The organism is Blastococcus mobilis (genome assembly GCF_900188025.1).
In the GTDB taxonomy this organism is placed as follows: Bacteria; Actinomycetota; Actinomycetes; order Mycobacteriales; family Geodermatophilaceae; genus Blastococcus_B; species Blastococcus_B mobilis.
This window is the reverse complement of record NZ_FZNO01000016.1, coordinates 75227-94959: the sequence shown is the minus strand read 5'-3', so window position 1 is coordinate 94959 and position 19733 is coordinate 75227. Positions and strand designations below refer to the sequence as shown.

Here is a 19733-nt window from a genome sequence, read left to right as displayed (position 1 = left end):
CGTCCGTCCCCTGGCGGCGAGAAGCCGCGTGATCGACCGCGTCGGCCTTCTCCTGGTCGTCAGTGGCCGGCGGGGAGTGACCGGTCCGCGGCCGCCCGCCGGCGCGGATCGTGGCCGGCGGCTATCCGGACGAGGGCTCGGAGCGCGGCCAACGCGCCCACGGGTTCGACCGACGAGGGTGAGGCGCCGGGGTGGTGCGCGGCGATCCGGACGCGCAGAACGGCCGGCCGGACGCGGAACAGCACGGGCGGATCCAGGACGGCAGCTTCTCCGTCGATGCCCGCGGGAATCGGCGCGGAGGCGTCGACCCGGAATTCCGGTGTCGACCACTGTCGCCACGGCAACCGGCCCCCGGGGCCTGACGACGACGAACTGGGTGGGTCCAGGACGGTGATGCCCAGCACGCCGTCGTCTAGGGCCGGCCGACTGCCCGCGCCGGCCGCGCCGCCGAGCCGGTACTGGCCGTTGCCGACGAGGATCACCGCCGGCCCGGTCTTGGCCCGCCCTCCGGGGGTCACCCAGCGCAGGTCGGGGGAGTGGCCCCGGGAAGCCACGACCTCGGGCAAGGTGCGGAGCAGGACCCGTATCTTGGCGGCGCGGTAGCCGGGTCGGTGCACCGCGGCGGCGTAGACACCGAGCGACACGTTGTTGACGAAGACCCGGCCGTTGACTTCCCCGAGGTCCACCACCCGCTCACCTCCGTCCACGAAGGCGTCCAGCGCGCCGACCACATCCCTGCGATCGACGCCCAGGTCGAGGGCGAAGTGGTTCCGCGTACCCGACGGGATGCAGGCGTAGGGCAGCCCTGTCTCCGCGGCGACCGCGGCCACCACCGCCTGCGAGCCGTCGCCCCCGGCCATGGCCAGGGCGTCCGCGCCCTCGGCCACGGCGGTGCGGACCAGCGTCCCGAGGTCCGCTCCGGGAAGCAGCTCGACCGGCTCGATGCCACGAGCACGAGCGGCCTCGGGCAGGCCGTATCGGGCCGCCTTCCCGTCCCCGGACCGCGGATTGATGAACAGCACGGGCCGCTGAGGGCGCTCGGCCGGAGGAAGGTCGACGTGCGTGTCGAAGGCGGCCCGCGCGGCGACGTGCCACACCACTGTGCCGAGCGCGAGCAGGGACAGGCTGCGCAGGAACCCCTCGTCGGCGAGCAGGAGCACACCGCCGCCGAGCGCGGTACCGCCGATGGCGAGCGCGCCGGCGCGAGCCCATCCCCGGCGCAGGACACCCTCCCAGGCGCCGACGGCGACGAGCAGGCCGCACACCAGGAGCATCAGCCCCCGCGGGAAGTTCCCGGCCGCCATGGCTACGGCGGCGGTCAGGGTGAAGACTGCCGCGCCGATGGCCACCACGGCCGCCGCGCGGCGCGTCGTCGTCCGTCGGCGCATCGAGGACCTTCGTGTCTGCCAGGAGGTGGCGGTGGTGAACCCCCTCGGTCCCGTGCGGATCGCCGGATCTCGAGCGAGATCGCCGAGGGCGTCAGCGCAGGACCAGGGACAGGGTCAGCACCCCCGTCCCCTGCCCGGACTCCACGAACGAACCGTCGCCGCGCGCGGTGCGGTACATCCCCGACCCGCCGGTGACGGCGAGGGCCTTCTCCGGCGGCGGCGCGTTCTCGAAGGCGTAGGTGATGGTCCCCTGCCCGTCCAGCGTCACGACGGCGGTGCAGTTCGACAGCCCGCTCGGTTCCACCACGACGCAGCTGCCCACCTCGTGACCGACCTCGCGGCCGTCCGCGAAGAGCCTGTCGTGGAAGACGATCACGTCGGCGGCCGAAGGCCCCGGCTGGCCGAGATCGGTGTAGGTGAACGGGCTCGTCTCGACGTCGAAGCGCAGTGTGACCTCGTGGCCGCGAGGACCGTCGCCGTCCTCGTCGGAGGTGCCACTCGTCGCGCTGGCCGTGGCTGCTCCCGCGACGAGCGCTGAGGCGACGAGGGTCGCTCCCACGGTCAGAACACGCGCAGTCTTCGACATGCTCGCTCCTCCGCACGAGGTGTGACGAGTTCGAGAACATCCTCGTCCGGAAGGCCGGGGTCAACGGACGGGAGCGCGACAGCGCCCGTACCGGCTCGCCGTGATCGGATCGAGCGCGGGCGCGCACGTCGGGTCACGCGGATCCGGACGGCGTCCCTGGAACGGGTGAACCGTGCGCGGACGGCGTACCTCCCGGCTGTGTCACCGCGATGTCGGAGGAGAACGGGGCCGTCGTAGGGGGAGTCGAAGTGCGTTCACTGTGGTCCTGGGAGCCCGACGTCGACCTGGCGTGCGCGCTGTCCCGCCGGTCGATGGACGGCGGACGGCGGACGGGGCGACGTCGGCGACCGGAGGTTGGCGTCGCTGGGTCGTCCGGCTGGGGCTCACGGGCTCCGGTCGCGCGGTCGATGAACAGCCGTGACTGCAACGGCACCCCGCCGCGGTCAGTCGCTGGTCGTCGTCACCTTGTACGGTGCGCCGGACGTGTCGTAGGTCGTCCACTCGCCGGTCTGGCGCCCGTGGTAGAAGTGGCCCGAGCGCAGCATGGCGCGATCCGGGCACGGACACCCTGAACTCCGGAACCAGGGTCGGATCCGGGGGTTACCGGATGGTTCCGAGCTCCCCGCGCTCGGCACGCTTCTGGCATGACGAACCCAGTGCCACCCACCCCGCCCATCGACCAGCCGACCTGGCAGCAGCCGCCCCCGCCGGCGGGTGCTCCCATCCGTCCCCCACTCCGCCGCAGCGGCACCGACCGGATGATCGGTGGCGTGTCCGGCGGTCTCGCCGAGTACAGCGGCATCGACTCGGTGCTCTGGCGGGTCGGCTTCGTCGGCCTCACCGTCGCCGGTGGCGCCGGTGTCGTCGTCTACCTGCTGCTGTGGATTCTCATGCCGTCCGGTCCGCTCCGCCCCGGCGAGCAGCCGAGCCCGCTCGAGCAGCTCGTCGGCCGCATTCATGCCCGGCTCTCCGGATCCCACGCGGCTCCTCCGCAGGCCTGACCGGGATTCCCGAGCCGGGTGCGGAATGCCGCGGAGCGATGAGTAGCCGGTGGACGCAGAGTCCGTCCATCGAGGGCCCGTGCGCTGTGGCCGTCAGGGCGCCCGAGGAGGACGACATGTCGGAGGCCGAGATCAGGGCGGCCGTCGTGGCGGAGCGACGCGAGCAGGTGGACCTGTACTCCACGCTCACCGAGGAGCAGTGGGACCTCCCGAGCCTGTGCGCGGGCTGGCGGGTGCGTGAGGTGCTGGCCCACACCACGATGCCCTTCCGGTACTCACTGCGTCGGGTCGCGTGGGAGATCGCCAAGGCGCGGGGGAGCTTCGACCGCATGGCCGACCGCCGGGCCCGCATCGACGCCCGGCAGCTGTCGTCCGCGCAGCTGTGGGAGTCGCTGCGCGACAACATCGAGCACCCCTGGTCCCCGCCCGGGGGTGGACCGCTCGGCGCGCTGTCTCACGACGTCATCCACGGGCTGGACGTGTCGACGCCGCTCGGCCTCGACCACCATGCCTCCTCGGACCGGGTGGGCCTGGTGCTGGCCGGACTGCGGCCGCGGAACATCGCGTACTTCGGCGTCGACCTCGATGGTGTCCAGCTGCGGGCCACCGACATCGACTGGTCCTACGGCAGTGGGACCCCCCTCCACGGGCGGGCCCAGGACCTGCTGCTGCTCCTCTGCGGCCGGCGCGTCGCGGCCGGGCGGCTGGAGGGGCCGGCGGCACCCCGTTTCACGACGGCGACGTAGCGGCGTCCGAGGGGGTCGTTGTCCCGCTACTCTCGCCGCCAGCCCCGGGTGGCACCGCGGGAGGAGCCTCCATGGAAGCCGGCGCGGACACACTGCAGAAGGCGTTGCAGATCAACCTCGATCTGCGCTGGTACGGCACCATCGCCGAGATCGGCGCGGGACAGGAGGTCGCCCGCTGGTTCTTCCGGGCCGGCGGTGCCGCGGGCACGGTGGCGAAGTCCATGTCCGCCTATGACATGGCGGTCAGCGACGCGGTCTACGGCAAGGCCGACCGCTACGTCTCCAAGGGCCGGCTGCAGGCGATGCTGGACCGCGAGTTCCAGCTCAACGTCGACCGGCTCGGCGACGAGCGCGGTGACGAGACGGCGTTCTTCGCCTTCGCCGACACCGTGGTGGCCCGGAGCTACCGCGGTGGGAACGAGTGCCATGGCTGGATGGGGGTCAAGTTCCAGTCCCATCCGCGTGACGAGCCCAGCCAGATCGTGGTGCACGTCCGGATGCTCGACGACGAGGCCGCTCTCCAGCAGGAAGCCCTCGGCGTCGTCGGGGTGAACCTCCTGCACGCCGCCTTCTTCCAGCACCACGAACCCGAACGTCTCGTCGAGAGCCTGCTGGACCGGCTGACGACCGGCCGCATCGAGGTTGACATGATCGAGCTGAAGGGGATCGAGTTCCGCGCCGTCGACAACCGGCTCATGGCGCTCAAGCTGGTGCAGGTCGGGCTCAGCGGAGCGGCGATGTTCGGGCCGGACCGAGAGGTCCTCCAGCCCAGCGAGGTGCTGCGCAAGAAGTCGATCCTCGTGGAGCGCGGCAGCTTCCGTCCGCCCACGGTCGTCAACATCGACATGCTGGAGGCGGCCCGGGCCAAGTTCGAGGCCGACCCCGAGGTGGCGCGCCGGGACATCCTGCTGCTGACCGAGCTGACGATGGCCAACCTGCGCGCCGGTGGCGACGTAGTCGACCGGCGCGACTTCCTCGCCCGCGCCGACCTGCTGGCCGCCTGCGGGATGACCGTGCTCATCTCCGACTTCCTCGCCTACCACCGGCTCGCCGCCTACCTCGCCTGGCGGACCGACGGCCGGATCGGGATGGTCATGGGCCTGCCCAGCCTGATCGACCTCTTCGACGAGTCGACCCACGCCGACCTGCCCGGCGGCATCCTGGAGAGCTTCGGGCGTCTGCTCAAGAACGACCTCCGGCTCTTCGTCTACCCGATGCTGCGCGACGGCCAGGTCGTCACGGTCGACACCGTCGCCGTCGCGGACTACCTGCAGCCGCTGTACGACTACCTGGCCCGGCGCGGCAGCTTCGTGGGGCTGGACAACTACAAGCCCGACTACCTGCCGATCCTCAGCCGCGACGTGCTGCAGCGGATCCCGACGGAGGACACGACCTGGGAGTCGATGGTCCCCTCCGAGGTCGGTGAGCTGGTCAAGAAGCGCGGTTTCTTCGGGTACCAGCGAGTCAGGTGACCCGGTCGTCCAGAGGTCGGCGGCGCACCCTCGCGGTCGACGTCGGCCGCGAGAGTGCGCCGGTGGGCCCGGCCCCATCAGGGGTGGGTCAGATGACGTCCTCGTCGACCCAGTCGAGTGACTTGGTGACGGCCTTCTGCCAGTTCCGGTAGCTGCGCTCGCGCTCCTCGGTCGACATCTCCGGCTCCCATCGCTTGTCCTCGGCCCACTTGGCGGTCAGCTCCTCCAGGTCCGACCAGAAGCCGACGGCCAGGCCGGCCGCGTACGCCGCACCCAGGGCCGTGGTCTCGGCGATCCTCGGCCGGATCACCGGGACGTCGAGCACGTCGGCCTGGAACTGCATCAGCAGCTCGTTGCCGACCATGCCGCCGTCGACCCGCAGCTCGGTGAGGTCGACCCCCGAGTCGGCGTTCATGGCGTCCAGGACCTCACGCGTCTGGTAGGCCGTCGCCTCCAGCACCGCGCGGGCCAGGTGCCCCTTGTTGACGTACCGGGTGAGCCCCACGACCGCCCCGCGGGCGTCGGAGCGCCAGTGCGGGGCGAACAGGCCGGAGAACGCCGGCACGAAGTAGGCCCCGCCGTTGTCGTCCACCGTGCGCGCCAGGTCCTCGATCTCCGGCGCGTTCGTGATCATGCCCAGGTTGTCCCGGACCCACTGGACCAGCGACCCGGTGACCGCGATCGACCCCTCGAGCGCGTAGACCGGCTTGGCGTCGCCGAGCTGGTAGCACAGAGTCGTCAGCAGACCGTTCTTCGAGGGAACGGCCTCCTCGCCGGTGTTGAGCAGCATGAAGTTGCCGGTGCCGTAGGTGTTCTTGGCCATCCCCTTGGTGAAGCAGACCTGCCCGAACGTGGCGGCCTGCTGGTCGCCGAGCGAGCCGGCGATCGGCACGCCGGCGAGGAAGCCGGCTGCCCGGCCCGTGCCGTAGACCTCGGAGTTGGAGCGGATCTCCGGGAGCATGGACATCGGGATGCCCATCTCCTCGGCGATCCCGGCGTCCCAGGCCAGGGTGCGGTAGTCCATCAGCATGGTGCGGGAGGCGTTGGAGACGTCGGTGAGGTGCAGGCCGCCGTCCGTCCCGCCGGTCATGTTCCAGATCAGCCAGGAGTCGATGGTGCCCATGAGCAGGTCACCGCTCTCGGCCTTCTCCCGGGCACCCTCGACGTTGTCGAGGATCCAGCGGACCTTGGGGCCGGCGAAGTAGGTGGCCAGCGGCAGGCCGACCTTGTCCTTGTAGCGGTCGGCGCCCCCGCCGAGTGCGCCCAGCTGGTCGACGATGGCCGCGGTGCGGGTGTCCTGCCAGACGATGGCGTTGTAGACCGGCCGGCCGGTGTGCTTGTCCCACACCACGGTGGTCTCGCGCTGGTTGGTGATGCCGAGGGCGACGATGCTGGAGGCGCCGACGTTGCCGCGAGCGAGCGCCTGGCCGACCACCTCGCGGGTGTTCGCCCAGATCTCGGTGGCGTCGTGCTCCACCCACCCGGCGCGGGGGAAGATCTGCTCGTGCTCCTTCTGACCGACGGACACGACGGCCCCGTCATGATCAAAGATCATGCACCGGGTGCTCGTGGTGCCCTGGTCGACTGCTGCGACGTACTGCGGCATGGCTGTTCCTCTCGGTTCGGTGGTCAGAGGGAGGTGTGCGAGAGGGCGCCCGCGAGCACGGCGCCCACGATCGGCCCGAGGACGGGCACCCAGGAGTAGCCCCAGTTGCTGTCGCCCTTGCCGCGGATGGGCAGGACGGCGTGGGCGATGCGCGGCCCGAGGTCGCGGGCCGGGTTGATGGCGTAGCCGGTGGGTCCTCCGAGCGAGGCGCCGATGCCGACGACGAGCAGCGCGACGGCCAGCGGGCCGAGCTCGCTGGGCGTGTCGCCGAACCGCAGGATGATGTAGATGAGCACGAAGGTGCCCACGATCTCCGTGATCAGGTTGTCGGCCGTGCTCTTGATGGCCGGCCCGGTGGAGAAGGTGCCCAGCTGGGTGCCGGCGGCCTCGGGGTCGTTGTAGTGCGCGCGGTAGGCGAGGAAGGCCAGCACGGCGCCGAGGAAGGCGCCGGTCAACTCGCCCGCGAAGTAGACCAGCGTGTTCACGAACGTCACGGGCACGCCGGGTGCGTACTCCGCGGAGCCGCTCACCCACAGCCCGACCGTGACGGCCGGGTTGAGGTGGGCGCCGGAGCTGGCGGCCGCGTACACGCCGGCGAAGACGCCCAGCCCCCAGCCGAAGATGATGACGATCCAGCCGCCGCCGTTGCCGAAGGTCTTGGGCAACGCGACGTTGGCCACCACGCCGACGCCGAGCAGGATCAGGATTGCGGTACCGAGTACTTCACTGCCGAAGACGGTCAGGAGACCGACGGTGTCCACGTAGAGGCGCTCCTCGAACAGGGTCCGCTGCACTGCGGACCGTGGATGTCCCGGGAGCTGGTGATCGTGATCATCAGGCCCGTTGTGCGGACCGTAAAAGCGCAGGTGTGAGCCGGACAACAGTCAGGGTGCGACATCGTCGGACAGCGGCTCAGGGAACTCCCCACGCGATGCTGAGCTGCACCGCCCGCTCCCACTTCGGGTACTCCTCGGTCAGTGCGCGCGCCCGGGCCGGGGACGGCGACCACTGAGCGGCCCGGTGCCAGTTGCGACGCAGCGCCTCGACGTCGGACCACACGCCTACCGCGAGCCCGGCGGCGTACGCGGCCCCCAGCGACACGGTTTCCCCCACCATGGGGCGCACGACCGGGGTGTCCAGGGCGTCGGCGACGAACTGCATGAGCAGGTTGTTGGTCGTCATGCCGCCGTCGACCCGGAGTGCCGGCAGCGACAGCCCGGAGTCGGCGGCCATGGCCCGGACGACGTCACGGGTCTGCCACCCGGTCGCCTCCAGCACGGCGCGGGCCAGATGCCCCTTGGTGACGTAGGAGGTCAGCCCGGCCACCAGGCCGCGGGCCTCCCCGCGCCAGTGCGGGGCCAGCAGACCGGAGAATGCCGGGACGACGTAGCAACCGCCGTTGTCCGAGACGGTGCGGGCCAGGGTCTCCACCTCCGGGGCCGTCCCGATGAGCCCCAGCCCGTCGCGCAGCCACTGCACGAGGGCCCCGGCGACCGCGACCGACCCCTCCAGCGCGTAGCGCACCGGCTCCCCGGCGAGCTGGTAGGCGACGGTGCTGATCGAGCCCGATCGGGTGTGCACGAGCTCGGTCCCGGTGTTCTGCAGCAGGAAACTGCCGGTGCCGTACGTGCACTTGGCCTCGCCGGGGGAGAAGCAGGCCTGCCCGAACAGCGCCGCCTGCTGGTCACCGAGCGCACCGGCGATGGGCAGCGCCGGCGACAGCGCGCTGGCCACGCCCAGGACGCCGATCGACGGTCGGATCTCCGGCAGCATCGCTGCGGGGATGCCGAAGAAGGCCAGTAGGTCCGGGTCCCACCGGCAGGTGCGCACGTCCATCAGCAGCGTGCGGCTGGCGTTCGTCACGTCGGTCACGTGCACCCCGCCGTCCGGCCCCCCGGTGAGGTTCCAGATCAGCCAGGTCTCCATCGTGCCGAACAGCAGCTGACCGCGTTCGGCCCGCTCCCGGGCGCGTGGCACGTGGTCGAGGATCCAGCGCAGCCGCGGGCCGGAGAAGTAGCCCGCGATGGCCATGCCGCAGCGCTCGGCGACCTGGTCGGCGTCGGGGCGCGCCGCCAGCTCGCTGACCAGGTCGGCGGTACGGGTGTCCTGCCACACCAGCGCGCGGAGGACCGGCTGGCCGGTGGCCCGGTCCCAGACGACGGTGGTCTCCCGCTGGTTGGCGATGCCCAGGGCCACGACGTCGCCGCGCCCCGCGACGTCGTTCAGCACCTGCGCGGCGGTCCGCTGGGTGTTGGCCCAGATCTCCATCGGGTCGTGCTCGACCCAGCCCGGGCGGGGGAAGAACTGTCGGTGCTCGCGCTGGCGGACGGCGACCATGCGGCCACCCCGGTCGAAGACCAGCGAGCGGGTCGACGTCGTCCCCTGGTCGACCGCCAGCACGTAGCGGTCAGCCACCGCCGTGCCCGAGCTCGCGGGACACGGAGTGCGCCGCGTCGGTGACCATGGTCAGCACCGGGCTGCGTGGCACCCCGCGGGCGTCGAAGAGCGCGCTCTGTGGGCCGCTGACCCCGAGCGACGCCACCACGAGGCCGCCCGGGCCGCGGACCGGAGCGGCGATCCCGCCCAGCCCCGGCTCGTGCTCGCCCCGCTCGGTCGCCCAGCCCCGGGCGCGCACCTCGGCCAGCTCTGCAGTCGCACCCGCACCGGACCGGGTGGTCCGCTGCCCGGTGTGCTGGTGGCTGTGGGCGAACAGCACCTTGCCCAGCGCCGTGGTGGCCCGGGGCAGCGGGACGCCCACCTCCAGCACCTGCGCGGAGTCGTCGGGCCGGAAGACGTGGTGGACGACGATGACCTCCTCACCCACGAGGGTGGCCAGCCGGACCGCGTGCCCACTGCGGGCGGCCAGCGCATCGGCCCAGTTCGAGGCGCGGGCGCGCAGTTCGTTGACGTCCAGGTTGCTGCCCAGCCGGAGCAACCCGGTTCCCAGCGCGTAGCGGCCGGTGCTCCGGTCCTGGTCGACGAAGCCGACGAGCAGCAAGGTGCGCAGCAGGCTGTGGGTCGTCGTCTTCGCCAGCCCGACGGCCTCGGCGATGTCGGTCACCCCCAACCGTCCGCCCGAAGCGGCCACCACCTGCAGGATCGCCGCCGCGCGTTCGATCGACTGCACGCTGCCCGGCACGGATGGGCACGCTAGGGCATGGGAGGGATCTGTGAAGGTCCAGCGGCTGTGCGACATCGTCGGACGGTGCACCTCGTCGCAGGCCTCGTCATCGACCTACCGTGAACCGGAGAGGCACACCGACGTGCGCCGTCCGGCGCGAGGAGCATGAACATGACCGCAGTACGCCCGCTCGGTCCCGAGCAGCGCGCCCAGGCATGGGGCGATCTCGCCTCCGGTGAGTTCGAGGTCCTCGTCGTCGGCGGGGGCGTGACCGGTGCGGGGGTGGCGCTGGACGCGGCCACCCGGGGACTGCGGACGGCTCTGGTCGAGGCCCGGGACTTCGCCAGCGGCACGTCCTCGCGGTCCTCGAAGCTCTTCCACGGCGGGCTGCGCTACCTCGAGCAGCTGAACTTCGGGCTGGTCCGCGAGGCGCTGCACGAGCGCGACCTGAACGTGAACCGGCTCGCCCCGCACCTGGTCAAGCCGGTGCCCTTCCTCTACCCGCTGACCCACCGGGTGTGGGAGCGGCCCTACGTCACGGCCGGCCTGGCGCTGTACGACGGCCTGGCCCGCCTCGGCGGCCTCTCCGAGCCGATGCCCCCTCAGAAGCACCTGACCCGCACCGGCGCCCGGCGGCTGTTCCCCGCGCTCAAGCCCGACGCACTGGTCGGCGCCGTCCGCTACTACGACGCCCAGGCCGACGACGCCCGGCACACCCTCACCCTGGCCAGGACCGCCGCCGCCTACGGGGCGACGGTGCTCAACTCCGCCGAGGTCATCTCGTTCTCGCGCGCCGGGGAGAGGGTGATCGGCGCCCGGGTGCGGGACGTGGAGACCGGCCGGGAGGTCGATGTCCGCGCCGAGGTCGTGGTCAACGCGACCGGCGTGTGGACCGACGACATCCAGACGCTGGTGGGCGGACGCGGCCGGTTCCACGTGCGCGCCAGCAAGGGGGTGCACATCGTCGTCCCCCGCGATCGGATCAACGGCGAGGCCGGTCTGATCCTGCGCACCGAGAAGTCCGTGCTCTTCGTCATCCCGTGGGGCAGTCACTGGATCGTCGGCACGACGGACACCGACTGGGCGCTGGACAAGGCCCATCCCGCGGCCAGCAAGGCCGACATCGACTACATCCTCGAGCACGTCAATCGGGTGCTCACCGTGCCGCTCACGCACGACGACATCACCGGCGTCTACGCCGGCCTGCGTCCGCTGCTGTCCGGGGAGAGCGAGACCACCAGCCAGTTGTCCCGCGAGCACGCCGTCGCCCGTCCGATGCCCGGCGTGATCGCCGTCGCGGGCGGCAAGTACACCACCTACCGGCCGATGGCGGCCGACGCGGTCGACGCCGTCGCCGACGACGTCACCCGGCCGGTGCCGCCCAGCGTCACCGAGAACATCCCACTGGTCGGCGCCGAGGGGTACTCGGCGATGGTCAACTCCCTCGACGGGCTCTCCGAGCGCTGGGGCATCCCGCACTTTCGGGCCGAGCACCTGCTCAACCGGTTCGGCTCGCTCGCCCCGGAGGTGCTGGCCCTGGCCAAGGACGACCCGACGCTGCTCGAGCCGGTGCCCGGTGCCGAGGCGTACCTCATGGTGGAGATGGTGTGGGGCGCCGCGCACGAGGCGGCACTGCACCTGGACGACCTGCTGGCGCGTCGCACCCGGATCTCGATCGAGACGGCGCACCGCGGGGTCGACTCGGCGGAGGCGGTGGCACGAGCGGTCGCCGGAGTGCTCGGGTGGGACGAGGATCGGATCGCCAACGAGGTGGCCAGCTACACCGCCCGGGTCGAGGCCGAACGCCTGTCGCAGACGGCCGCCGACGACCGGGAAGCCGACGCGGCGCGAGTCGCCGCGCCCGACACCCGTGCGGTGGCCGTCGGTCGCGCGCTGGGCTGAACTGGCACCAGCCGCGCCTGGCACCAGCCGCGCGTGGAGACAGGGAGGACGAGCATGCACGCTGATCCCCGACCGGGAGAGGACGACGTCGACCAGGACGACGCCCAGGCGCTGTCGCGCGCGACGGGCGGCGGCGAGAGTGACGCACCGGATGCGGTGAGCACCACGGGCACCGGCGACTCCGAGACCTTCGTCGGCCGGGTCGCCGGTCAGGACGTGGGTTACGCGGGGGAGACCGGAGCCGAGCGGCGGCAAGCCGAGCAGGACGGCTGACGGCCCCTCCGGGCACCGCCCCGAGCTTGGGAGGGAGCAAGGACCTCCCTGCCCCCCGCCGCTCGCACGCTCGCGGCGGGACCCTGCAGGAAGGCCGGGGCGGGGGATCCTCTGTCAGTCCTTCGGGCGGCGCCCGATCTTGGAGCCCAGCCAGGTGAGCGGGTCGTACCTGCGGTCCACCACCCGCTCCTTCAGCGGGATGATGCCGTTGTCGGTGAGGTGGATGCCCTCCGGGCACACCTCGCTGCAGCACTTGGTGATGTTGCAGTAGCCGAGGCCGAACTTCTCCTGGGCGGCGTTCCGTCGGTCGGTCACGTCGAGCGGGTGCATGTCGAGCTCGGCCAGCCGGATGAGGAAGCGCGGGCCGGAGAAGACCGCCTTGTTCTCCTCGTGGTCACGGATGACGTGGCAGGTGTCCTGGCAGAGCCAGCACTCGATGCACTTGCGGAACTCCTGCGAGCGCTCGACGTCGATCTGCTGCATCCGGTGGTTGCCGTCCTTGTCCCGCGGCCGGGGAGCGAACGCCGGGATCCGGGCGGCCTGCTCGTAGTTGTAGGACACGTCGGTGACCAGGTCCCGGACGACGGGGAACGTCCGCAACGGCGTGACCGTCACGGTCTCGGCCTCACCGAACGTGCTCATCCGCGTCATGCACATCAGGCGCGGGCGGCCGTTGACCTCCGCGCTGCACGACCCGCACTTGCCGGCCTTGCAGTTCCACCGGACCGCGAGGTCGCCGGCCTGGGTGGCCTGCAGCCGGTGGATGACGTCGAGCACCACCTCGCCCTCGTTCACCGCCACCGTGTACGTCTGCAGCCCGCCTCCGGAGGCGTCCCCCCGCCACACCCGGAACGTCGCGTCGTAGCTCATGCCGACTCCTCGAAGATCTCGGCGAGCTCGGCCGGCATCTGGGGGAGCGGTTGCCGCGTCAGCGCCACACCGCCGTCGGCCGTGCGCGAGCAGACGAGGTTCGTCCGCGCCCACTCCGAGTCCGTGGCCGGGAAGTCGTCGCGGGTGTGCCCACCCCGGCTCTCCTGCCGCTCGAGCGCGGCGCGCGCGATGGCCTCACTGACGATCAGCATGTGCGGCAGGTCGAGCGCGAGATGCCAGCCGGGGTTGTACTGCCGGTGGCCCTCGACCGAGAGGTTCGCGACCCGAACCTTCAGGGCGGCGATCCGTTCGAGCGCCTGCTCCATCTCCGGCGCGGTGCGGATGATGCCGACCAGGTCGTGCATCGTCTGCTGCAGGTCCTGCTGCACGGTGTACGGGTTCTCCCCGCCCTCCCGCTCGAACGGCGCGAGGGCCGCACGCGCCGCGTCGGCCAGCGCGTCGTCGGCCAACTCCGTGCGGCCGATCCTGCGGAGTGCGTGCTCGGCCGCGGCCAGGCCCGCGCGCCGGCCGAACACCAGCAGGTCCGACAGGGAGTTGCCGCCGAGCCGGTTCGAGCCGTGCATGCCTCCGGCCACCTCACCCGCCGCGAACAGGCCCGGCACCCGGGCGGCCTCGGTGTCGGGATCGACCTCCACCCCGCCCATCACGTAGTGGCAGGTGGGGCCGACCTCCATCGCCTCCGCGGTGATGTCGACCTCGGCCAGCTCCTTGAACTGGTGGTACATCGAGGGCAGTCGCTTGCGGATGTACTCCGGCGTGCGGCGGGAGGCGATGTCGAGGAACACCCCGCCGTGCGGGGTCCCGCGGCCGGCCTTCACCTCGCTGTTGATCGCCCGGGCCACCTCGTCGCGGGGCAGCAGCTCGGGGGGGCGCCGGTTGTTCTTCTTGTCCTCGTACCAGCGGTCGGCCTCGTCCTCGGTCTCCGCCGTCTCCTTGCGGAAGAAGTCGGGGATGTAGTCGAACATGAAGCGGTTGCCCGCCGAGTTCTTCAGGATGCCGCCGTCGCCGCGGACGCTCTCGGTCACGAGGATCCCGCGCACCGACGGCGGCCACACCATGCCGGTCGGGTGGAACTGGACGAACTCCATGTTGACCAGCGTCGCGCCGGCCTGGAGCGCGAGGGAGTGCCCGTCGCCGGTGTACTCCCAGGAGTTCGACGTCACCTTGTAGGACTTGCCGATCCCGCCGGTCGCCAGCACCACCGACGGCGCCTGCCAGGCCACGAAGCGCCCGGACTCCCGCCAGTACCCGAAGGCGCCGGTGATGCCCTGTTCTCCGCCCGCCCCACCGCCCCCGGCCGGTCCGGTCAGCAGCCGGGTGACCGTGCACTCCATGTACACGTCGATGCCCAGTGCGACGGTGCGCTGCTGCAGCGTGCGGATGAGCTCCAGACCCGTCCGGTCGCCGACGTGGGCGAGGCGGGCGAACCGGTGGCCGCCGAAGTCGCGCTGGCTGATCAGGCCGTCCGGGGTCCGGTCGAACAGCGCGCCCCAGTCCTCCAGCTCGCGCACCCGGTCCGGTGCCTCCTGTGCATGCAGCTGTGCCATCCGCCAGTGGTTGAGCATCTTCCCGCCGCGCATGGTGTCGCGGAAGTGCACCCGCCAGTTGTCCTCGGGATAGAGGTTGGCCATCGAGGCGGCGATCCCACCCTCGGCCATGACGGTGTGCGCCTTGCCGAGCAGGGACTTGCACACCACGGCGGTCCGCGCGCCGCTCTCCTGGGCTTCGATCGCGGCCCGCAGGCCCGCACCCCCGGCCCCGACGACGACGACGTCGTACTCGTGCCTCTCGAGTTCCATCAGAAGAACCTCAGGTCGTTGATCGTGTCCGTGGCCAGCAGGAAGACGTAGAAGTCGGCGAAGGCCACGCTGAACAGCGAGGCCCAGGCCCACTGCATGTGCCGGGCGTTCAGACGCGAGACCTGGGTCCACGCCTTGTAGCGCAGCGGGTGCCGGGAGAAGGAGTTGATCCGGCCACCGACGATGTGCCGGCAGGAGTGGCACGACACCGAGTACAGGAAGAGGAGTACGGCGTTGACGAGCAGGATGAGGGTGCCGAGCCCCATGTGGCCCCACTCGCCGGTCTCGTCGCGGAAGGCCAGCACGGCGTCGTAGAAGAGGATGACGTTGATGACGAGCGCGGCGTAGAGCGCGTACCGGTGGATGTTCTGGCCGAGCAGCGGCAGTCGCGTCTCACCGGTGTAGCGCCGGTGCGGCTCGGCGACGGCGCACGCCGGCGGGGACAACCAGAACGACCGGTAGTAGGCCTTCCGGTAGTAGTAGCAGGTCAGCCGGATGCCCAGCGGGAAGATCAGGATGTACAGAGCCGGGGAGATCCAGGTGGGACCGGTGAACAGCTCCGGGAAGGTGTCGCCCTCGCAGGCCGTGGTGATGCACGGCGAGTAGAAGGGGGAGATGTAGGGCTCGGCGAAGTAGTGGGCGTTCTGGAACGCCCGGAACGTCGCGTAGACGATGAAGAGCAGCAGGGCCACCACCGTCAGCAGCGGCTGGAGCCACCAGCGGTCGGTGCGCAGCGTCCGCGCCGGGATCGTCGCCCGCCGTGGTGCGGGGCCGCCGGAACCGCGTCCGGGGGTGACCGCTCCGGTTCCGCGTGGCGCGGTGGTCGTCACAGGATCCCGCGACCCGGTGCGTCCATGAGCTGGTCGTAGCCGTCGCCGTAGAAGGACGCCGCGTAGGGATCACGCACCGGTCGGGGCCGGGCACCGCAGAGCAGGGTGAGGTCCTCGCGCAGCCGGGCGACGTCGACCCGGAGCCTGCGCGCGTCCACCGTGTCGGGGAAATGTCGGGCCACCGAGGAGCAGGCCCGCTCCAGGGCATCGATGGCTCCGCGAGCCGCTGCCACGTCCTGTTCCAGAGACACGCTGCCCCCCGGAGGCCGCCGGACCGCCGACGCCGGCGGACGAGCGCATCCGACCACGGACGCCCCGGTCCTGAAAAGGGGTCTTCGTGGTTTCGCTTCCGGCACCGGGGAGAGGCGCCACTCCGGCCCGTCGTCCGGCTCGCCGCCGACGCCGAGCCGCCCCGACGCGAGGGCTGCGCCCCGGGGCAGAGGGCGGACCTGCTTTCTGCGTCGCCCGGGCGTCTCGTGCTCGCCACCGACCGCAGTGCACCGCGGCCTCCGGACGCCGGACATGGGCCACGATGGGTACCCCTTGGCGTCGACCGTTCCGGGAGTTCCACCGTGACCGTGCCCTCAGGACATCAGCCGCCGGCCCCCATGGTCGTGCCGAGGTTCTTCGTGAAGCAGCGGATCACGATGATGGTCAACCGGTACGAGATCCTCGCCGCCAACTCCGACGGCACCGAGGGGCAGCTGATCGCCCTCGCCGAGCAGAAGCGGATGAAGCTCAAGGAAGAGGTCAGGTTCTTCGCCGACGCGTCGAAGACACGGCAGGTGTTCTCCTTCAAGGCGCGGCAGCGCCTGGACGTGCACGCCGAGCACGACGTGCTCGACGAGTACGGCACGGTCCTGGGCGTGTTCAGCAAGCAGTTCGGGGCGAGTCTGCTGCGCTCCACGTGGAAGCTCTCGGCCCCCGGTCTGCAGTCCGTCGGCCGGGAACGCCGTCCGTTCATCGCGATCCTCCGCCGGATCTGGGATCTCATCCCGTGGATCGGCGACGTCTGGGTGCCCTTCGTCTTCCACTTCGACTTCGTCGACACCGCCACCGGGCAGCCGGTGCTGGTCGTGGAGCGGCAGAAGGCGATCCGGGACCGCTACGCGGTGGCCGTCCCCGACCCGCGCCTGGACTTCCGCGTCGCGGCGTCCATGGCCGTCGCCCTGGACGCCCTGCAGAGCCGCTGACCGGCAGCTGCGGGTCGGGAGTCACCGCCCGGAAGCGTGCGGGACGTCGTTGCGTTGCACTGAGCAACCGACGTGAAGGGCTCTCTCCATGCGCATCCCCCTGTCCATCCTCGACCTGGCACCCATCGCTCGCGGTGAGACCGCCGGCAGCAGCATCGCCGCCAGCGTCGCCCTCGCCCAGCGCGCGGAGGAGCACGGCTACCGGCGGGTCTGGTACGCCGAGCACCACAACATGCCCTCCATCGCGTCCTCGGCGACCAGCGTGCTGATCTCCCACGTCGGCGCGCACACGAAGACGATCCGGCTCGGCGCCGGTGGCGTGATGCTGCCCAACCACTCGCCGCTGACCATCGCCGAGCAGTTCGGCACCCTCGACGCGATGTACCCCGGGCGGATCGACCTGGGCCTGGGCCGTGCGCCCGGCTCGGACCAGAACACGATGTACGCCCTGCGGCGCAACCCGAACTCGGCCGACCGGTTCCCGCAGGACGTGCTCGAACTGCAGGCCTACCTCGCGGGCGAGTCCCGCGTGCCCGGCGTCGACGCGATCCCCGGCAAGGGCTCGAACGTCCCGCTCTACATCCTCGGCTCGTCGATGTTCGGCGCCACCCTGGCCGCGGCCCTCGGTCTGCCCTACTCCTTCGCCTCCCACTTCGCGCCGCAGATGCTCGAGCCCGCCGTGGCCGCCTACCGGCGTGAGTTCAAGCCGTCGGAGCAGCTCGCCGAGCCCTACGTCATCGCCGGCGTGAACGTGGTCGCCGCCGACACCGCGGAGGCGGCCCGGGAGAACTACGAGGCCGTGAAGCGGAACCTCGCCATCGGGCTGTTCGGCCGGGGGCAGACCCTCAGCGACGACCAGGCCGACCAGCTGCTGGCCCAGGGGGCGGGCATGCACGTCAACTCGATGCTCACCCACACCGCCGTCGGCACCCGCGCCGACGTGGGGGAGTACCTGGACCGGTTCCTCAAGACCGCCGACGCCGACGAGCTGATCGTCGCCCACCAGGCGCCCACCACCGAGGCCCGGCTGCGCTCGGTCACCCTGCTGGCCGAGGCCATGGAGGACGTGCACGCCTGAGTTCCGACGCGTGTAGCGGCGAGCCGACGACGGGTAGGCCGGGACGGTGACGTACTCGATCGTGGCCCGTGATCCCGACACCGGTGAGATGGGCGTCGCCACCCAGTCCCAGGCGTTCGCCGTCGGCAACAGCGTGCCCTTCGCGCTGCCCGGCCACGGCGTCATCGCCACCCAGTCGATGGCCGAGCCGATGTACGGCTCGGTCGGACTGGACCTGCTGCAGGGCGGGTTCACCGCGCAGGAGGTGCTGACCGCGCTGAGCAGCGTCGACCCGCAGCCGCAGCGCCGTCAGGTCGCCGTCCTCGGGGTCAACGGAGATCTCGCCGCCTACACCGGCGAGCAGTGCGTGGAGGCCGCGGGGCACCTGATCGGCGACGGCTGCGTGGCCCTGGCCAACATGGCTGCCTCGGCCGCCGTCTGGATCGCGATGGTCGAGCGGTTCGAGAACTCCTCCGGACCCCTCGCGCAGCGGCTGCTCAACTCGCTGGAGGCCGCCGAGGAGGCCGGCGGCGACTTCCGGGGACGGCGCTCCGCGGCGATCATGGTCATCCGCGCGACCACCACCGGCCGCCCCTGGCACGACATGGAGGTCGACCTCCGGGTCGACGACTCCCCGGACCCGGTCGCGGCCCTCGCCGAGCTGCTGATGACGCGGGCCCGCTACCAGGACGTCGTCCGTGCCTTCCAGCAGGCGATAGACGGCGATCCGCTCACCGCCGACCGCGAGCTGGAGCTGTTGCGGCCGATGGATCCGGTCACCGAGCCCGACCAGCTGATGTGGCGGGCCGTCGTCGCGGCGCTGGCCGGCCGGGAGGACGCGGCCCGGAAGATGCTCGCGGAGCTGACCACCACCGCTCCGCAGTTCCTGGAGGCCGCGCGGCGCTTCGGCAAGGCGGGGCTGATGCCGGCCGAGGTCATCGAGCGGATCGTGCCCGCTTCCTGACTCAGGTCGCGTCGAACCGGTGCTCGGCGACCAGCCGGCGCGGTGCGCGGCAGGCCCACGCCTCGCCCGCGAGCTCGGTCAGGGAACGCTCGTCGAGCCGGTCGTGCCGGCACAGCACGACCGGGTACCCGTCGAAGTGCGACGTCGTGAAGAAGACGTCGGGCTCCTCGGCCAGCAGGGCCGCCTTCGCCCCCTCGTCGGGCACGTACGCGGCCAGGGGGTGCCCGACCGGGGCACGGTCACCGAGCTCGGCGAGGTCCTTCTTCCGGAGAGGGCGCTCCCAGACGAACGCCTTGCCCCGCACCAGCCACTGCCGGCCGCCGCTCCCCGCGACCGACTCGGTCGTACCGGGAAGGGCCAGGCAGACCCGCGCCACGTCGTCCCAGTCGGCCATGGACGGAAGAGTGCCGCCGACGGAGCCTCCGTGGGGGGTCAGGCAGCGGGAAGCGGGAAGACCAGGAGCGAGCTCGACGCCGTGGCCACCGACCGCCCGGCGGCGTCGAGCACCTCGCCGTCGGCGAAGGCCACGCGGCGCCCGGGCTTGATCACGCGGCCGATCGCGGTCAGCGGCCCGCTGGCCGCGTGATCATCGGGTCGTGCCAGGTGACGGTCCTCGATCGCGGGTCGCCCCACGATTCCGGGGGCGTCTCGGTCGTCGTCAGGTCAGCCGTCATGCCGTCTAGGTTCACATACTGAACTCAACGGGGAAGCCCGAACCGCCACCGCCCGTGAGAGCGGCCCGCCGGCGTGGCGGGCGCCGGCGGGACGCCAGGTCACGGCCAGTTCGGTACGTGATCCCGTGGTCGCATCGAGTCGTACCGCGATGGTCGGGTGCGCCCCGGTCGCGGGCCGGGTGTCCCGCGACCCAGCGGCTGACCTGGGCGCCGACGGACCAGGGCGTGCC

Annotated in this window: 20 protein-coding genes; 8 read left to right on the top strand and 12 right to left on the bottom strand. The window is 71.7% G+C overall.

What is annotated here, in order from left to right:
• Positions 1-59: 59 nt before the first annotated feature.
• Positions 60-1388: a diacylglycerol/lipid kinase family protein gene (locus CHB94_RS15055; protein WP_089337373.1), complete on the bottom strand. Its 1329-nt coding sequence runs from the start codon at positions 1386-1388 to the stop codon at positions 60-62.
• Between the two features lie 91 nt (positions 1389-1479).
• On the bottom strand, positions 1480-1974 hold the full coding sequence (locus CHB94_RS15050; protein ID WP_089337372.1) for an allene oxide cyclase barrel-like domain-containing protein: 495 nt from the start codon (positions 1972-1974) through the stop codon (positions 1480-1482).
• A gap of 644 nt (positions 1975-2618) precedes the next feature.
• Here CHB94_RS15050 and CHB94_RS15045 point away from each other — a divergent pair.
• The 3 genes from CHB94_RS15045 (at position 2619) to CHB94_RS15035 (ending at position 5193) form a co-directional block, all read left to right on the top strand.
• Positions 2619-2975 (top strand): PspC domain-containing protein, encoded by a 357-nt coding sequence (locus tag CHB94_RS15045; protein ID WP_089337371.1) that lies wholly within the window; start codon positions 2619-2621, stop codon positions 2973-2975.
• Positions 2976-3091: 116 nt separating this feature from the next.
• Positions 3092-3721, top strand: a complete 630-nt coding sequence (locus CHB94_RS15040; protein WP_089337414.1) for a maleylpyruvate isomerase family mycothiol-dependent enzyme — start codon at positions 3092-3094, stop codon at positions 3719-3721.
• 71 nt (positions 3722-3792) lie between these two features.
• On the top strand, positions 3793-5193 hold the full coding sequence (locus CHB94_RS15035) for a nicotinate-nucleotide adenylyltransferase (RefSeq protein ID WP_089337370.1): 1401 nt from the start codon (positions 3793-3795) through the stop codon (positions 5191-5193).
• 88 nt (positions 5194-5281) lie between these two features.
• On the opposite strand, the gene glpK (CHB94_RS15030) is transcribed toward CHB94_RS15035, so the two are convergent.
• The 4 genes from glpK (CHB94_RS15030) to CHB94_RS15015 form a co-directional block, all read right to left on the bottom strand.
• A complete protein-coding gene (gene glpK, locus CHB94_RS15030) occupies positions 5282-6799 on the bottom strand; it encodes a glycerol kinase GlpK (protein WP_089337369.1) in 1518 nt (505 codons plus the stop codon).
• Positions 6800-6822: 23 nt separating this feature from the next.
• Positions 6823-7593: an MIP/aquaporin family protein gene (locus CHB94_RS15025; RefSeq protein WP_254920669.1), complete on the bottom strand. Its 771-nt coding sequence runs from the start codon at positions 7591-7593 to the stop codon at positions 6823-6825.
• 118 nt (positions 7594-7711) lie between these two features.
• On the bottom strand, positions 7712-9214 hold the full coding sequence (gene glpK, locus CHB94_RS15020) for a glycerol kinase GlpK (RefSeq protein WP_089337368.1): 1503 nt from the start codon (positions 9212-9214) through the stop codon (positions 7712-7714).
• A complete protein-coding gene (locus CHB94_RS15015) occupies positions 9207-9938 on the bottom strand; it encodes an IclR family transcriptional regulator (protein WP_176445575.1) in 732 nt (243 codons plus the stop codon). Before CHB94_RS15015 ends, glpK (CHB94_RS15020) begins: the two co-directional genes overlap by 8 nt.
• A 153-nt stretch (positions 9939-10091) precedes the next feature.
• On the opposite strand from CHB94_RS15015, the gene CHB94_RS15010 reads away from it, so the two are divergent.
• Positions 10092-11822: a glycerol-3-phosphate dehydrogenase/oxidase gene (locus CHB94_RS15010; RefSeq protein WP_089337367.1), complete on the top strand. Its 1731-nt coding sequence runs from the start codon at positions 10092-10094 to the stop codon at positions 11820-11822.
• A 54-nt stretch (positions 11823-11876) separates the two neighbouring features.
• Positions 11877-12095: a hypothetical protein gene (locus CHB94_RS15005; RefSeq protein WP_089337366.1), complete on the top strand. Its 219-nt coding sequence runs from the start codon at positions 11877-11879 to the stop codon at positions 12093-12095.
• A 114-nt stretch (positions 12096-12209) separates the two neighbouring features.
• Here CHB94_RS15005 and CHB94_RS15000 read toward each other — a convergent pair whose 3' ends face one another.
• From CHB94_RS15000 to CHB94_RS14985, 4 genes are read right to left on the bottom strand one after another with little or no spacing between them, the layout of a single operon-like run.
• Entirely contained in the window at positions 12210-12965 is a 756-nt protein-coding gene (locus CHB94_RS15000) for a succinate dehydrogenase/fumarate reductase iron-sulfur subunit (RefSeq protein ID WP_089337365.1), read from the bottom strand.
• A complete protein-coding gene (locus CHB94_RS14995) occupies positions 12962-14785 on the bottom strand; it encodes a fumarate reductase/succinate dehydrogenase flavoprotein subunit (protein WP_176445574.1) in 1824 nt (607 codons plus the stop codon). The genes CHB94_RS15000 and CHB94_RS14995 overlap by 4 nt, the downstream gene beginning before the upstream one ends.
• A complete protein-coding gene (gene sdhC, locus CHB94_RS14990) occupies positions 14785-15615 on the bottom strand; it encodes a succinate dehydrogenase subunit SdhC (protein WP_089337364.1) in 831 nt (276 codons plus the stop codon). The genes CHB94_RS14995 and sdhC overlap by 1 nt, the downstream gene beginning before the upstream one ends.
• A complete protein-coding gene (locus CHB94_RS14985; RefSeq protein ID WP_089337363.1) occupies positions 15612-15866 on the bottom strand; it encodes an Rv0250c family protein in 255 nt (84 codons plus the stop codon). The genes sdhC and CHB94_RS14985 overlap by 4 nt, the downstream gene beginning before the upstream one ends.
• Positions 15867-16187: 321 nt before the next feature.
• On the opposite strand from CHB94_RS14985, the gene CHB94_RS14980 reads away from it, so the two are divergent.
• The 3 genes from CHB94_RS14980 (at position 16188) to CHB94_RS14970 (ending at position 18829) form a co-directional block, all read left to right on the top strand.
• Positions 16188-16808: an LURP-one-related family protein gene (locus CHB94_RS14980; protein ID WP_217899317.1), complete on the top strand. Its 621-nt coding sequence runs from the start codon at positions 16188-16190 to the stop codon at positions 16806-16808.
• Positions 16809-16896: 88 nt separating this feature from the next.
• A complete protein-coding gene (locus tag CHB94_RS14975; protein WP_089337361.1) occupies positions 16897-17886 on the top strand; it encodes an LLM class flavin-dependent oxidoreductase in 990 nt (329 codons plus the stop codon).
• Between the two features lie 46 nt (positions 17887-17932).
• A complete protein-coding gene (locus CHB94_RS14970; protein WP_089337360.1) occupies positions 17933-18829 on the top strand; it encodes a DUF1028 domain-containing protein in 897 nt (298 codons plus the stop codon).
• 1 nt (position 18830) lies between these two features.
• On the opposite strand, the gene CHB94_RS14965 is transcribed toward CHB94_RS14970, so the two are convergent.
• Positions 18831-19223, bottom strand: coding sequence for an MmcQ/YjbR family DNA-binding protein (locus CHB94_RS14965; RefSeq protein WP_089337359.1), 393 nt, complete (start codon positions 19221-19223; stop codon positions 18831-18833).
• 38 nt (positions 19224-19261) lie between these two features.
• Positions 19262-19462 carry a hotdog family protein gene (locus CHB94_RS14960; protein ID WP_217899316.1) on the bottom strand — a complete coding sequence of 67 codons (201 nt, stop codon included), beginning with the start codon at positions 19460-19462 and terminating at the stop codon, positions 19262-19264.
• Positions 19463-19733 lie beyond the last annotated feature (271 nt).

Bases quoted from the DNA above. Each gene is read 5' to 3' on its own strand.
- CHB94_RS15055 (WP_089337373.1), bottom strand. From the start codon at position 1,388: ATGCGCCGACGGACGACGACGCGCCGCGCGGCGGCCGTGGTGGCCATC.
- CHB94_RS15050 (WP_089337372.1), bottom strand. From the start codon at position 1,974: ATGTCGAAGACTGCGCGTGTTCTGACCGTGGGAGCGACCCTCGTCGCC.
- CHB94_RS15045 (WP_089337371.1), top strand. From the start codon at position 2,619: ATGACGAACCCAGTGCCACCCACCCCGCCCATCGACCAGCCGACCTGG.
- CHB94_RS15040 (WP_089337414.1), top strand. From the start codon at position 3,092: ATGTCGGAGGCCGAGATCAGGGCGGCCGTCGTGGCGGAGCGACGCGAG.
- CHB94_RS15035 (WP_089337370.1), top strand. From the start codon at position 3,793: ATGGAAGCCGGCGCGGACACACTGCAGAAGGCGTTGCAGATCAACCTC.
- glpK (WP_089337369.1), bottom strand. From the start codon at position 6,799: ATGCCGCAGTACGTCGCAGCAGTCGACCAGGGCACCACGAGCACCCGG.
- CHB94_RS15010 (WP_089337367.1), top strand. From the start codon at position 10,092: ATGACCGCAGTACGCCCGCTCGGTCCCGAGCAGCGCGCCCAGGCATGG.
- CHB94_RS15005 (WP_089337366.1), top strand. From the start codon at position 11,877: ATGCACGCTGATCCCCGACCGGGAGAGGACGACGTCGACCAGGACGAC.
- CHB94_RS15000 (WP_089337365.1), bottom strand. From the start codon at position 12,965: ATGAGCTACGACGCGACGTTCCGGGTGTGGCGGGGGGACGCCTCCGGA.
- CHB94_RS14995 (WP_176445574.1), bottom strand. From the start codon at position 14,785: ATGGAACTCGAGAGGCACGAGTACGACGTCGTCGTCGTCGGGGCCGGG.
- CHB94_RS14975 (WP_089337361.1), top strand. From the start codon at position 16,897: ATGCGCATCCCCCTGTCCATCCTCGACCTGGCACCCATCGCTCGCGGT.
- CHB94_RS14965 (WP_089337359.1), bottom strand. From the start codon at position 19,223: ATGGCCGACTGGGACGACGTGGCGCGGGTCTGCCTGGCCCTTCCCGGT.